Raw genomic sequence first — 13,670 nt, 5'->3', positions numbered from 1 at the left:
GTTGCGAAGTATTCTATGCAGAGTATATTTATAGTTGTGCCGTCCGTGCTCCTCCCGTGCAATCAGGTTGCCCTTATTCAACTCCTCTGGATCCAAGAACTGCGATCCATGAGAAATGTTTCACCGGCTCGATAAAAAGATAGAATGAGCTACGCGCCCCCGCCCCGCCGCCCCTGACAGGCAGTTTTGGATCGCTCGATCACCACCAAGTGATCCAGGCGTGCCGGTGCCGAATGGAACATAAAGCCCGGAATTCAGTTAGATAGCCGGATTTGGCTGGAGTACCGCCAGATGCGGAATTCCAGCCGGGCAGGGCACTACCGTGACACGGAGTGAGCGGCTTCGGGCGCCTCTCGCCGAACTCAGGCACCACCTTGCCGAACTCGGGAGCCATAAACGCTCCTTATGGAGGATGCCATGAACCAGTGGACAAATGCCAGGCTTTGTGACGTAGCCAACCTGATCCTTGGGGCAATTCTGTTCTTCTCTCCCTGGATCTTCACGTTTGCGGCAGGCCCGCAGACGCAGAACGCCCTCGGCAGCGGAATCTTGATCGTCGTGCTTTCGGTTGCCGCCCTCGCAGCATTTGCCGTGTGGGAAGAATGGGTGAACCTGGTTGTCGGACTGTGGGTTCTCGTATCGCCCTGGGTGCTTGGATTCCAAGCGACCACGGCGATGACCGTGCATGTCGTGATCGGCATTCTGGTCGCCGTGCTGGCGGCGATCGAGCTCTGGATGATGTATCAGAACCCGCCGACCCAGTCGGCCGCCTAGCAGGCGCAGCCAGCCAGCGCCCTTTTTGGGCCTGACAGATCGATCGGTCGTCTGCCGGCCTCTCGGCAACAGCTGCCGGAGGCCGGGTAGGCGGTTGTCTGGACGAGAACCAAGAAGGATGGCGCATCATGGTCGGTGACAATCCGCGTTCGACGGCCAGGATTGCAGGACATCCTATTCATCCGATGCTGGTGCCGTTTCCGATCGCCTGCTTCGTCGGCACCCTGCTGACGGATCTGGCCTACTGGCGAACAGCGGAGATGATGTGGGCTGACTTCTCCGCTTGGCTGGTTACCGTCGGCGTGATCATGGGCTGCCTTGCAGCGATCGCGGGGCTGATCGATTTCCTGGCCAATCCGCTGGTAAGGGCACAGCCCCCCGCTTGGCCGCACGTGCTCGGCAATCTGCTGGCGCTGGCGTTGTCCATCATCAACATGCTCGTGCACACCCGCGATGCATGGACCTCCATCGTTCCCACCGGCTTGATCCTCTCGGCGGTTGTTGTGCTCATCCTCATTTTCACCGGTTGGCTGGGCTGGTCCATGGTGTACCGGCATCACGTCGGAGTGGCGGATTGATGCGCATAGCAAGCTCCATCCGACAAGCCGGGCGCATCGCGACGTCCATCTTTACTTGCACTGCGGCGATCACTCTTGCAGCGTGCAGTGGCAACGACCCGGATCCCGGCAGTCAGATAGGGCCGAATCCAAACCTGCCCGAGCCGATCCACTATTTCTTCCCGCCCATGCATCTCGCTTCCGTGGTCGGGTGGAAGAACGGCGAAAAGCCGGCCGTCGCGCAGGGGCTGCAGATCCAGGCCTTTGCCAACGGCTTGCAGCATCCGCGGTCGCTTTATGTGCTGCCCAACGGCGATGTCCTGGTGGTCGAGTCCAAGGCGCCTGGCGGCGAACCGATCAAACGGCCCAAGGATTTGGTGATGGGCTGGATCGAGTCCTGGGTCACCTCGGGCGGCGACAGCGGCCCGAGCAACCGCATTACGCTGCTGCGCGACGCCGACGGCGATGGCAAGCCGGAGCTGACCAGCGTCTTCCTCGACCACCTCAACTCGCCCTTCGGCGTGGCGCTGGTGGGAAGCGATCTCTACGTCGCCAATACCGATTCCATCGTCCGCTATCCCTACAACACTGGTGACACAAAGATCACCGCGCCCGGAACGCCGCTCACCGCCCTGCCCGGCGGCCCGATCGACCACCATTGGACGAAGAGCCTGGTGGCAAGCCCCGACGGCTCGCTGCTCTATGTCGGCATCGGCTCGAACAGCAACGTCGCCGAAAACGGCATCGAGGCCGAGAAGAACCGCGCCGCCATCTGGCAGGTGGACAGGGCCACCGGCCGGTCGCGCATTTTCGCGAGCGGTTTGCGCAATCCAAACGGCCTGAGCTGGGAGCCGCAGACCGGGGCGCTCTGGGCCGTGATCAATGAGCGCGACGAGCTCGGCCCCAATCTCGTGCCGGATTATCTGACCTCGGTAAAGGATGGCGGCTTCTACGGATGGCCGTACAGCTATTATGGCCAGCATCTCGATCCCCGCGTCATGCCCCAGCGTCCGGACCTGGTCGCGAAAGCGATCGTTCCGGACTATGCGCTGAGTTCCCACGTCGCCCCTCTGGGACTGGCCTTCTATACGACAAACAGCCTCCCCGAGACATATCGCGGCGGCGCTTTCGTCGGCGAACACGGCAGCTGGAACCGCACGCGCTTCAATGGCTACAAGGTGGTGTTCGTACCATTCAGCGGCGGCCATCCTAGCGGCGTCGCTACCGACGTGGTGACCGACTTCCTGGACAAGGACAACAAGGCGCGCGGCCGGCCTGTCGGCCTGGCTGTCGACAAAACCGGGGCCCTGCTCATAGCCGACGATGTCGGCAACACAGTTTGGCGGATGACATCTGCCGGCCAATAAAGTGGCCCACTCCCTTCGTCGAGCTGTCGGTCGAGCAGGTGGAAGGGATCCCCGACGATCGCCGTTCCGGTGGTTCTGCCAGGCGCATTCGGTGTGCTCGCCATTGCCGGCTACTCCACGCTGACGAGGTTTGCCGCGTGGTCGCATCGGGCGGGTGAGCTGGAAATGGATGAGAACGTGCCGCTGTCACCGCCGAACCGAAGGACCGCCAGCGCCGCAAAATGGTATTTTTGCCCTTCCCACAGCCGGCTCTAGAATTTTCATCGCAAATCAAGTTATGATGCACTTGGTATTTCCCGGGACGGCTTGCGCCGCTTGGAATACCGGGAGGAACCGGGACATGGCCGTTGCGCTTGTACTCGTTCTGATAGTCGTGGGCTCGGTGTTGTTCCACTTCCTGAGCCCATGGTGGTGGACGCCGATTGCCTCGAACTGGGACTATATCGACAACACCATCATCATAACTTTCTGGATCACCGGCGTCGTCTTCGCCGCCGTGGTTCTTTTCATGGCCTATTGCGTCTTCCGCTTCCGTCATCGGGAAGGCAATCAGGCGGCATATGAACCTGAGAACAGGCGGCTCGAATCCTGGCTGACGGTCGTCACCGCGGTTGGCGTCACGGCTTTGCTCGTTCCTGGCCTGTTCGTCTGGAGCCGGTTCGTTAACGTTCCAAGCGACGCAACCGAGGTCGAAGTCGTCGGCCAGCAGTGGCAATGGAGTTTCCGCCTGCCCGGCAAGGACGGCAAGCTCGGCACATCCGACACTCGCGACGTCAACGCTGAAAATCCACTCGGCGTCATCGCCACCGATGCCAACGGCCAGGACGATGTCGTAGTGGAAGCGGCCGACCTGCACCTCCCGGTTGGCAAACCGGTCAAGATGCTGCTCCGCTCGATCGATGTGCTGCACGATTTCTACGTGCCGGAATTCCGCGCCAAGATGGACATGATCCCGGGCTCGGTCACCTATTTCTGGTTCACTCCGACCAAGACCGGAACCTTCCAGGTCCTGTGTGCCGAACTCTGCGGCCAGGGACATCCGATGATGCATGGCGTGGTCATGGTCGATACGCAGGAAGACTATCTGGCGTGGCTTGGCCAGCAGCAGACTTTTGCGCAGCTGTCCGCGCCCCAACAGATGGGCTCGGCAGAGTAGGAAACCGGAACGACGGTGCGCCGTCGGGATTGAAAATAGTGCGGCAAGCCCGAACTGTCGGGCTGGCCGAAAGGGCACGGAGGTGTTCCTATGGTCGATATCACACCTGCAGATGCGGTACCGCCGGCCGAAGTCGCGGAAATGGAACTCTACCATCCGCACAGCTGGTGGACGAAATACGTTTTCTCGCAGGACGCCAAGGTCATCGCCATCCAGTATTCGGCGACGGCGACGGCGATCGGCATGGTCGCGCTGGTGCTATCCTGGCTGATGCGGCTGCAACTCGGTTTCCCCGGCACATTCGATTTCATCACCCCGGAAGCCTACTACCAGTTCATCACCATGCACGGCATGATCATGGTGATCTACCTGCTCACCGCACTCTTCCTGGGCGGCTTCGGCAACTATCTGATCCCGCTGATGGTTGGCGCTCGCGACATGGTCTTTCCCTATGTCAACATGCTGAGCTACTGGATCTATCTGCTGGCCGTGCTGGTTCTGGTGTCGAGCTTTTTCGCGCCCGGCGGACCGACGGGTGCCGGCTGGACGCTCTATCCGCCGCAGGCGATCATGACCGGTACGCCCGGCGGCCAGGACTGGGGCATCATCCTGATGCTCGTCTCGCTGATCCTGTTCATCATCGGCTTTACTATGGGCGGCCTGAACTATGTCGTGACGGTGCTGCAGGGCCGCACTCGCGGCATGACGCTGATGCGCCTTCCGCTCACTGTCTGGGGTATTTTCACCGCCACCGTCATGGCGCTACTCGCCTTCCCGGCGCTGTTCGTCGCCTGCGTGATGATGCTTCTCGACCGGGCGCTCGGCACCAGCTTCTTCATGCCGGCGATCGTTGAGATGGGCGAACAGTTGCAGCACGGCGGCGGCAGCCCGATCCTGTTCCAGCATCTGTTCTGGTTCTTCGGCCACCCGGAGGTCTACATCGTTGCGCTTCCGGCCTTCGGCATCGTGTCCGACCTGATCAGCACCCATGCGCGCAAGAACATCTTCGGCTACCGCATGATGGTCTGGGCCATCGTCGGCATCGGCGCGTTGAGCTTCGTAGTCTGGGCGCACCATATGTATGTCAGCGGCATGCATCCCTATTTCGGCTTCTTCTTCGCCACCACGACACTGATCATCGCCGTTCCGACCGCCATCAAGGTCTACAATTGGGTGCTGACGCTGTGGCGCGGCGATATCCACCTCACCATTCCAATGCTTTTCGCCCTCGCCTTCATTGTTACCTTCGTCAATGGCGGGCTGACCGGCTTGTTTCTCGGCAATGTCGTCGTCGACGTTCCGCTGTCGGACACGATGTTCGTCGTCGCCCATTTCCATATGGTCATGGGGGTCGCGCCGATCCTCGTGATTTTCGGGGCGATCTACCACTGGTACCCAAAGGTCACCGGCCGGATGCTGAACGAGACACTGGGCCGGTTCCACTTCTGGATCACCTTCCTCGGCGCCTATCTGATTTTCTTTCCCATGCACTATCTCGGCTTGATGGGCGTGCCGCGGCGCTACAACGAATTGACCGACATGACGATCATGACGGAATCGGCCCACCACCTGAACTCGTTTATCAGCATCATGGCTTTTATGGTCGGTTTTGCCCAGATTGTGTTTCTGTTCAATCTCATCTGGAGCATCCGCCATGGCCGCGAGGCTGGCGGCAATCCGTGGCGGGCAACGACGCTCGAGTGGCAGACGCCGCAAACACCGCCCGCCCACGGCAATTTCGGCAAGGATCTGCCGATCGTCTATCGCTGGGCCTATGACTACAGCGTACCGGGAGCCAAAGAGGACTTCATACCACAAAACGTTCCGGGCTCCTTCGCGCCCTCCAGGGAGCCGGCATGAGCGTAATCCTGGTCTTCCTGCTCGTGATCGCCGGTATTGCTGGGTGGTGGCTTTCCCATCAGCGGCTAATGACGAAGCCGTGGCTCGAGCAAGGTATGGCCGGGGATTTTGTCGCTCTGGACCGATCGGCGCTGCCCACCGCAAAGATCGGTCTCGGCGTCTTCCTTGCCGTCGTCGGCTGCCTGTTCGCGCTGTTCACCAGTGCTTACTTCATGCGCATGGCGCTGTCGGATTGGCGGCCGCTGCCCATCCCGCCCCTGCTATGGCTTAACACCGGCGTACTGGTCTTGAGCAGCATTGCGATACAGTGCGCTTCGCTCGCGGCGCGCAAGGGTCAAGTGGACATGGTCAGGCTCGGCCTCGCCACAGCTGGACTCACGGCGCTCGTCTTCCTGATTGGACAGCTTGTGGCATGGCGGGAACTGAGTGCGGACGGCTATTTTCTGGCATCCAATCCGGCCAACAGCTTCTTCTACCTGCTAACGGGAATGCATGGCCTGCATATACTGGGAGGACTGGTCGGGCTGGGCAGAACGAGCGTCGGCGCCTGGAACGGAGCGCAGCCGCAGCGGCTTCGCCTCAGTGTCGAGCTGTGCACCATGTACTGGCATTTCCTGCTTTTCGTCTGGCTCGCCATCTTTGCGCTTCTGGCCGGCTGGGCTTCGACTTTAATCGACATTTGCCGTGGGTTGCTGACCTAGGAGGAACGGGCGGATGGCAGAGACGACACTGGCCCACATCGGCCGAACAGAGCCGCGGCCCGCAGGCTGGCAAGGCATCGCCGCCGACTGGTCCTCGGATCAGCGGGCGTTCAAAAACGTGTCCTGGGGCAAGGCCATGATGTGGATCTTCCTGCTCAGCGACACGTTCATCTTCGGCTGCTTCCTGCTCTCTTACATGACCGCGCGTATCTCAACACGCGTGCCGTGGCCCAATCCGAGCGAGGTTTTCGCCCTGCGCATCGGCGGCTCCGACATTCCACTGATCCTTATCGCCATCATGACCTTCGTGCTGATCTCGAGCAGTGGAACGATGGCCATGGCGGTCAATTTCGGCTACCGCCGCGACCGCCGCAAGACGGCAGTCCTGATGCTCTTGACCGCAGCACTCGGCGCGACCTTCGTCGGCATGCAGGCCTTCGAATGGACCAAGCTGATCACCGAGGGCGTGCGGCCTTGGGGTAATCCCTGGGGCGCTGCACAGTTCGGCGCATCCTTTTTCATGATTACCGGCTTCCACGGCACGCATGTGACGATCGGGGTGATCTTCCTGATCATCGTGGCGCGAAAGGTCTGGCGCGGGGATTTCGACGTCGGACGGCCCGGCTTCTTCACCAGCCGGAGGGGGCGCTACGAGAACGTCGAAATCATGGGGCTCTACTGGCATTTCGTTGACCTGGTCTGGGTGTTCATTTTCGCATTTTTCTATCTTTGGTGAGAGGCAGGACATGGGTGAAGCAACCGCAAAAGGCCTGGGACAACACGCATTGGACAGCGCCCATAGGCATGATGCGACGACGACCGGCGTTACCCCGGCGGAGGTTCATCAGGAGCACCCGATCAAGCTCTATCTGGTGGTGTGGGCGTGGCTGTTCATCCTCAGCACCTGCTCCTATCTGGTCGACTATTTCGGTCTCCATGGCTATCTCAGATGGTCGCTGATCCTAATCTTCATGATGCTCAAGGCCGGACTGATCGTCGCCATCTTCATGCACATGGCCTGGGAACGGCTGGCGCTGACATATGCGATCATCCTGCCGCCGGTGCTGGTGCTGGTGTTCGTGACGATGATGGTCTTCGAAGCGGACTACACGCTTCTTACCCGAATGGCGTTTTTCGGGGCCGGGCCCTGACATGCAATCCGGCTCCAGGCGGTCCGGTCCTGGAGGCTTAGCCTTGAAACAATCCAAGGCTGGTCCATTTCTGTTGGTATAGGAAACGACAGGCGATGCCGGCGTTTCCACATGCGTCGCGAACACCAGCAAGGGGCGCCCAAGATGACCATCGCAAACAGATTGAAGGACTTCATCGATAGGAAAGGAATTTCCTACGATACCGTCGAGCATCACCGCACCGCGACAAGCAGACAATCCGCCATTGCGGCACATGTGCCCGGCAGCATAATGGCCAAATCGGTGGTCGTTCACCACGACCGTGGCTACGCGCTCGCCGTGGTTCCAAGCACGCACAGGATAGAACTCGCGACATTGCAGGATGTCATGGAGAAGCCTCTTGGACTTGCCTCCGAAGACGAGGTGGTCTCGTTGTTCGGCGATTGCGACGTCGGCGCTGTGCCGCCGATCGGCGCTGCCTATGATGTGCCAGTGGTTCTCGATGAAAGCCTCGGCGACGCTCCCGAAATCTATTTCGAGGGCGGCGACCACAAGACGCTTGTGCATGTGAGCGGCAAAGATTTCCGCGACCTGACAAAGGACGCGCGCCAAGCCCGTTTCAGCCACCCCGCCTATTGAAAGCTCTGCCTCACCCTGCCCGCACCGGCACTTTCGCCGGTGCGGGCAGAGTGCATTTTTTCAGCTCATGGTCTGGTCGCCGGCGGCGATTCCACAACTTTCCGGTAAACATGCCAGGTGGCATGGCCAAGGATCGGCAGCACGACTGCCAACCCGGCGAACACTGGCAGCGATCCGATGATCAGGGCGACGGCGACAATAAGGCCCCACACCGCCATCACGATCGGGTTGGCCAGCACAACGCGCACCGAGGTGTGGATGGCTTCGTAGGCGCCGACATCGCGGTCGAGCAACAACGGGAATGCGACGACCGTGGTGCACAACACAACCGCGGCGAACACGAAGCCGATGGCGTGACCCAGGATGATGAGCGTCCAGCCGCGTCCCGTGGCGAATATTTCACTGATGAAGCTGGACAGCGATTGCGGCGGCGCCGGGCCGAACAGGGTCTGGTAAAATATCTGGGCCGTCAAAAGCCAGGCGATGAAGATCGCAAGCAGCATGACGCCGACCGCTGCAATAGCCGGCAGCGCTGGAGAACTCCTGACCTCAAAGGCGTGTCTCCACGAGGCGTCGAGCCCGGCTTCCCGCCGCCGGCTGATCTCATACAGGCCGATCGCCGCGAACGGACCAATCAGCGCAAAGCCGGACACAAGCGGAAACAGCAACGGCAGTGTGTTGTTGCCTGATGTCCAGACAGCAAGCACGACTCCGGCAATCGGATAGATCAGGCAGAGAAATACGATGTGCGACGGCTTGACCATGAAATCATCGACGCCACGCCTGAGCGCATCAAAAAGATCGGAGACACCGATTTTTCGAATTCTGGTGTGTTCCAGCGTCTCGCTGGCGCCTGCTATCACGTGAAAGCTTGCCATGACCATTCCTCCAGACCAGGTCCGGTAAGGTCGCGTTTTACGGTGCTGCCGTTCTGCATGCTTGGCCCACGCAAACCGCGACCTGCACCATGATCAATATACTCTCATGCGGGGGACTTGTCGCGCTTTGTAGGAAGGCCCCGGGAGTAGGAGGTCCCGGGTAGCCCGACTAGCTACGGACGTGGTTCTTCGATATGCTCTTCTAGTCGAAGGTGAAGGTCATGGACGGAAGGACAGTTCTCATACTCGGCCTTGGCGTCGTTATTCTGCTGTTGCTGGGATTTTGTGCTCTGCCAACGTGATGTTTTGAGCCGGGCTCAATAGCCGGCTGAAGCGATCACTCGCATTACAATGGTGTCGGCAAGCAACGCCGCAAATATTGCGAAAAGATAGACAATCGAATACGCAAACAGCGCCTTTGCCGGCTTCATCTCCTTGTCGGCGACGAGAACCTTCCAGGCCTGCCAAATGAAACCTGCACCCAACGCGGCTGAAGCAGTGCCGTAATATCCGCTCGCGAAGCCGAATCCCCAAGGGAGCACGCCGATTGGCGCCAAAAGCAGCGAATAGGCGAAGATTTGTTTTCTGGTCGAGTGCTGGCCGGCCACATTCGGCATCATCGGGATGCCAGCCGCGGCATAGTCGCCGACCTTGAAAAGGGCCAGCGCCCAGAAATGAGGCGGCGTCCAGAGGAAAATAATCAGAAACAGAATGAGACTTTCAATGCCGATTGCGCCTGTTGCGGCCGCCCACCCGATTACCGGAGGAAGGGCGCCTGCCGCGCCGCCTATGACGATATTCTGTGGCGTCGAGCGCTTCAGCCACATTGTGTAGATAACGACATAGAAAAAGATGGTGAACGCCAACAACGATGCGGCAAGCCACCCCACCAGCACGCCGAGCGTCATGACCGACAGTGCGGAAAGCACCAGACCGAAGCCGAGAGCTTCGCCAGGCGTGACGCGACCGGACGGAATTGGTCGCTTGAACGTGCGAGACATCAAGGCGTCTATGTCTGCGTCGTACCACATATTGAGCGCGCCGGCGGCTCCCGCTCCAACCGCGATTGCGCCGATGGCGATTACGGCGATAACTGGATTCATCACGCCGGGCGCCATCATCAGGCCGACGAAGGCAGTAAACACTGCAAGCGCCATGACCCGTGGTTTCAAGAGCGCAATAAAATCACCCGCCGTCGCCTCCGAGAGGCGGATGCCGGTATCCTTGGGACGGCTTTCTTCAGTCGACATTCAGACGACCACCGATGGGAACGGCAGCCTAGCCGGCCAATATCTTTTTTGCAACGAGCCGCCCTCCCCACCGACACTGCCGGCAGATTGCGGCCGAGGCTATGCCTCGATCTGTTTGCGATACCAAGATCCGGCGGAAGAGCCGCGCTACTTGGAGAATTGCTTCAGGTAGGCGATGACATTGGCGATGTCCTCGTCTTTCTTGAGGCCGGCGAACGCCATCTTCGTTCCTTTGACCATCGCCTTGGGATCGCGAAGATAGGTCGTCAGCGTGGCTTCGTCCCATTTAACGCCCGACTTGCCGGCCTCGGTCATGGCCTTGGAATAGCTGAACCCCGGATGCGTGCCGGCCGTTCGGCCGATGACGCCGTTCAACGACGGACCGACCTTGTTCTGGTCCTTGTCTGCGACGTGGCAGACCTTGCATTTGGCGAAGACCTTCTCACCCGCCGCCGCATCCTGTGCCCGCGAGGGGCCGGTAAGGACGGTCGCGACGGACATGACGATAAAAAACACAATGGCACGCATGGCATTTCCTCCCTGATCGCCAATTTGCCCTGGCTGACCTGCGCAGGCCGACATTTAGTCCGCTGGCATGCGCTCTTGAATGGCAGAACGGATATCCACTGCCTGGAGTTGCGGCACCTACATACCACGGAACCCGGCCGGCAGGTAGAGTTCGATCATGCAATGGATTAATGCGGACAATCCGCTCAAGGCAATTTGGTGTTGCAGGTGGTGGCGATCCGGCCGACCGCCTCTTCAACTCCGGCGAGGTCAAACTCGGCTTTGCCGCGCCCCGACAGCAGCCCGAACCGCCAGGACAGCAGCAGCCGGTCCGCGGAAATCAGTCGCCTGATGCCGTCGGCACCGTCGCGGACCAGCATCCTGCTGTGCGGCCCGACCGACCAGCTTTCGTTGAGCTTGGCGGATTGGTCGACAGTCACCGACATGGCGATGGTTCTGCTGGCGGAAACGGTGTCGCTCAGTTGCAGCCATTCGCTCCAACGCGGTTCGCCGGCTGTCCGGCAGGCGATCGTCAACACCGGGCTGTAGCTCAATGCGCCGCCGCCGGTGATGAGCTTGTTGGTCGCGTAAAGCGAGGCGGTGACAAGGCCATCGCTGCTCTTGTCGAACCGCCAGTTGGCGAGAACCGTATCAGCCTGGGCAATGCCGAAGACCGACGCAAGCAGGAACGCCGCCGCCACGCTTCCGATACCGAAGAACTGTCTCAACGATGCCTCCAACAACCGCTGCGATTTCGCAACCCAGCGCAGATAATCATCAAAGCTTCGTATCGCTACCTCGACCGCCAGATACGTGAAATCCGTTGCGTCTGCGCCACAACGAAAAAGGCCGCCTCGAGAAGGCGGCCTTTCGGAATTCAGCAGGAACGTTATTCAGCGTCCTTGGCGGCCTTCTTCTTCGGCGCGGCCTTTTTCTTCGGCTCTTCGGCGTCGTCGTCGGCCTTCTTTGCGTCCGCTTTTTTCGCAGCCGCCTTCTTCGCCGGCTTGGCCTTGGTTGTCTCCGTATCCTCGTCGTCGGCCAGCAGCTCTTCCTTGCTGACCTTGACATCGGTGACCGAAATCTGGCCGAGCAGATGGTCGACCACCTTCTCTTCGAACATCGGCGCGCGCAACGTGTTCAGCGCTTCGGGATTGTTGCGATAGAATTCGAAGGCTTCCTGCTGCTGGTTGGCCGGATAGCGGCGTACCTGCTCGAACAGGCCGCGCTGCAGTTCCTCGTCCGTCACGGTGACGCCGGCCTTCTCGCCGATTTCGGCGAGAACCAGGCCGAGACGCACGCGGCGCTCGGCAAGCCGCATATATTCAGCACGCGCTTCTTCTTCCGTCGTCTCTTCGTCGGCAAAGGTGCGCCCGGCAGCTTCGAGATCGCGATTGACCTGGTTCCAGATGTTGTTGAACTCGGCCTCGACGAGCTTGGACGGCGCCTCGAACGAGTAGGCAGCGTCGAGCTGGTCGAGCAACTGCCGCTTGACTTTCTGGCGCGTTATCGAGCCGAACTGGTTCTCGATCTGACCGCGCACCACCTCGCGCAGGCGCTCCAGCGATTCCAGGCCGAGATTTTTGGCCATCTCGTCATTGATCTCAAGTGCGCCGGGCTTCGACACTTCCTTGACCGTCACGTCAAAAGTGGCTTCCTTGCCGGCCAGATGCGCCGCCTGGTAGTTTTCCGGGAAGGTAACCGTGACCTGCTTCTCGTCGCCGGCCTTGCTGCCAACCAGCTGGTCCTCGAAGCCGGGGATGAATTCCTTCGAGCCGAGCACCAACGGCTGATCGGTGCCGGCGCCGCCGCCGAAGGCTTCGCCGTCGATCTTGCCGACGTAATCGATCGTCACGCGGTCGCCCTCGGCGGCCTTGCCCGTCTTCGGCTCGTAAGTGCGGGCGGATTCAGCGACACGCTTGACCTGCTCATCGATCTCTTCATCCGGCACGTCGAACACCTGGCGCGTCACCTTGATGTCGGAGAAATCCTTGATCTCGATCGGCGGTATGACCTCATAGTTCAGGCGGAACTCGAAATCGGCGCCTCCTGCCAGGATCTTCTCGGCCTCCTTCTCGTCCTCGGTCATGATCACTTCGGGCTGCATGGCAGCCTTTTCGCCGCGCCCGGTGATGATCGAACGGGTCGAATCGTTGAGGATCTCGTTGACCACTTCGGCCATGAACGATTTGCCGTAGACTTTGCGCAGATGCTGCACCGGCACCTTGCCGGGGCGAAAGCCGTTGATGCGGACCTTGTTTCTGGCATCGGAGAGCCGCGCCATCAGCTTGGCTTCCATGTCACCAGCCGGCACGGTGATCTTGATCTCGCGCTTGAGACCGGAGTTGAGCGTTTCGGTGACCTGCATCATAAAACCTTTGTTTCCACCAATGAGGCAGTCAAACGGCCCCTGCCGCTTACAGCCTGCCGGTATGATCTTGCCGGGAATGGCTTTTGGTGCGGACTTGGCGATCTGTCCGCTCAACGCGGCACAAATCCTCCAGAAATACGCTCCAAAATGTGAATAAGTCTTTGTTTTTCCTACTTCTTATCACATTCTGCAGAAGCGGATCGTCGCGTCCCGTCACATTCGACACGCCTTTTGTCACAGGCGACGCTGATTTTCAACCATCTTTGCATTCCGGCCAATGATGCCGATGTGAGCTCTGACATTGACAGAATGATGGCTACATGGGATTGGCCGGGCAATGCGGATGTGGCGGAATTGGTAGACGCCCTGGATTTAGGTTCCAGTGCCGAAAGGCGTGGGGGTTCGAGTCCCTTCATCCGCACCATCCCTTCGCTCTTCGAGCTTCGGGTGGCAGGCCACTCGAAGCTCCTCTGAAGCCCTGGC

14 protein-coding genes and 1 tRNA gene are annotated in these 13,670 nt (G+C 60.0%); 10 read left to right on the top strand and 5 right to left on the bottom strand.

All coding sequences use genetic code 11. The annotated features are described in order from the left end of the window. Positions 1-417: 417 nt before the first annotated feature. From NMG46_RS14645 to NMG46_RS14605, 9 genes are all read left to right on the top strand, one after another. The gene (locus tag NMG46_RS14645) at positions 418-774 is read left to right on the top strand and encodes an SPW repeat protein (RefSeq protein ID WP_254818350.1); all 357 of its coding nucleotides are present in this window, start codon (positions 418-420) and stop codon (positions 772-774) included. Between the two features lie 128 nt (positions 775-902). Continuing rightward, a complete protein-coding gene (locus NMG46_RS14640; protein ID WP_254818349.1) occupies positions 903-1,352 on the top strand; it encodes a DUF2231 domain-containing protein in 450 nt (149 codons plus the stop codon). After that, complete coding sequence (locus NMG46_RS14635) at positions 1,352-2,698, top strand: sorbosone dehydrogenase family protein (protein WP_254818348.1); 1,347 nt, start codon at positions 1,352-1,354, stop codon at positions 2,696-2,698. Before NMG46_RS14640 ends, NMG46_RS14635 begins: the two co-directional genes overlap by 1 nt. A gap of 340 nt (positions 2,699-3,038) precedes the next feature. Continuing rightward, the gene (coxB, locus tag NMG46_RS14630; protein WP_254818347.1) at positions 3,039-3,854 is read left to right on the top strand and encodes a cytochrome c oxidase subunit II; all 816 of its coding nucleotides are present in this window, start codon (positions 3,039-3,041) and stop codon (positions 3,852-3,854) included. A 90-nt stretch (positions 3,855-3,944) separates the two neighbouring features. Beyond that, on the top strand, positions 3,945-5,714 hold the full coding sequence (gene ctaD, locus NMG46_RS14625) for a cytochrome c oxidase subunit I (RefSeq protein ID WP_254818346.1): 1,770 nt from the start codon (positions 3,945-3,947) through the stop codon (positions 5,712-5,714). After that, entirely contained in the window at positions 5,711-6,415 is a 705-nt protein-coding gene (locus NMG46_RS14620) for a cytochrome c oxidase subunit 3 (RefSeq protein ID WP_254818345.1), read from the top strand. Before ctaD ends, NMG46_RS14620 begins: the two co-directional genes overlap by 4 nt. Positions 6,416-6,428: 13 nt before the next feature. After that, on the top strand, positions 6,429-7,151 hold the full coding sequence (locus tag NMG46_RS14615) for a heme-copper oxidase subunit III family protein (RefSeq protein ID WP_254818344.1): 723 nt from the start codon (positions 6,429-6,431) through the stop codon (positions 7,149-7,151). A 10-nt stretch (positions 7,152-7,161) separates the two neighbouring features. Beyond that, positions 7,162-7,566 carry a cytochrome C oxidase subunit IV family protein gene (locus NMG46_RS14610; protein WP_254818343.1) on the top strand — a complete coding sequence of 135 codons (405 nt, stop codon included), beginning with the start codon at positions 7,162-7,164 and terminating at the stop codon, positions 7,564-7,566. 144 nt (positions 7,567-7,710) lie between these two features. Beyond that, positions 7,711-8,184, top strand: coding sequence for an aminoacyl-tRNA deacylase (locus tag NMG46_RS14605; RefSeq protein WP_254818342.1), 474 nt, complete (start codon positions 7,711-7,713; stop codon positions 8,182-8,184). Positions 8,185-8,249: 65 nt separating this feature from the next. Here the strand turns inward: NMG46_RS14605 and NMG46_RS14600 are convergent, their stop codons facing one another. The 5 genes from NMG46_RS14600 to tig form a co-directional block, all read right to left on the bottom strand. Next, on the bottom strand, positions 8,250-9,062 hold the full coding sequence (locus NMG46_RS14600) for a DUF2189 domain-containing protein (RefSeq protein WP_254818341.1): 813 nt from the start codon (positions 9,060-9,062) through the stop codon (positions 8,250-8,252). Positions 9,063-9,379: 317 nt separating this feature from the next. Further along, the gene (locus tag NMG46_RS14595; RefSeq protein WP_254818340.1) at positions 9,380-10,312 is read right to left on the bottom strand and encodes a heme o synthase; all 933 of its coding nucleotides are present in this window, start codon (positions 10,310-10,312) and stop codon (positions 9,380-9,382) included. A 147-nt stretch (positions 10,313-10,459) separates the two neighbouring features. Continuing rightward, complete coding sequence (locus tag NMG46_RS14590; RefSeq protein ID WP_254818339.1) at positions 10,460-10,840, bottom strand: cytochrome c family protein; 381 nt, start codon at positions 10,838-10,840, stop codon at positions 10,460-10,462. A gap of 185 nt (positions 10,841-11,025) precedes the next feature. After that, positions 11,026-11,547 (bottom strand): hypothetical protein, encoded by a 522-nt coding sequence (locus NMG46_RS14585; protein WP_254818338.1) that lies wholly within the window; start codon positions 11,545-11,547, stop codon positions 11,026-11,028. A 161-nt stretch (positions 11,548-11,708) separates the two neighbouring features. After that, the gene (gene tig / locus NMG46_RS14580; RefSeq protein WP_254818394.1) at positions 11,709-13,184 is read right to left on the bottom strand and encodes a trigger factor; all 1,476 of its coding nucleotides are present in this window, start codon (positions 13,182-13,184) and stop codon (positions 11,709-11,711) included. 342 nt (positions 13,185-13,526) lie between these two features. Between tig and NMG46_RS14575 the strand changes: the two genes are divergently transcribed. After that, positions 13,527-13,611 (top strand) — tRNA-Leu (locus tag NMG46_RS14575). Positions 13,612-13,670: the final 59 nt, after the last annotated feature.

It is taken from the genome of Mesorhizobium sp. LMG 17147 (assembly GCF_024297145.1).
Taxonomy (GTDB): domain Bacteria; phylum Pseudomonadota; class Alphaproteobacteria; order Rhizobiales; family Rhizobiaceae; genus Mesorhizobium.
This window is presented reverse-complemented; position numbering and strand designations above follow the sequence as displayed.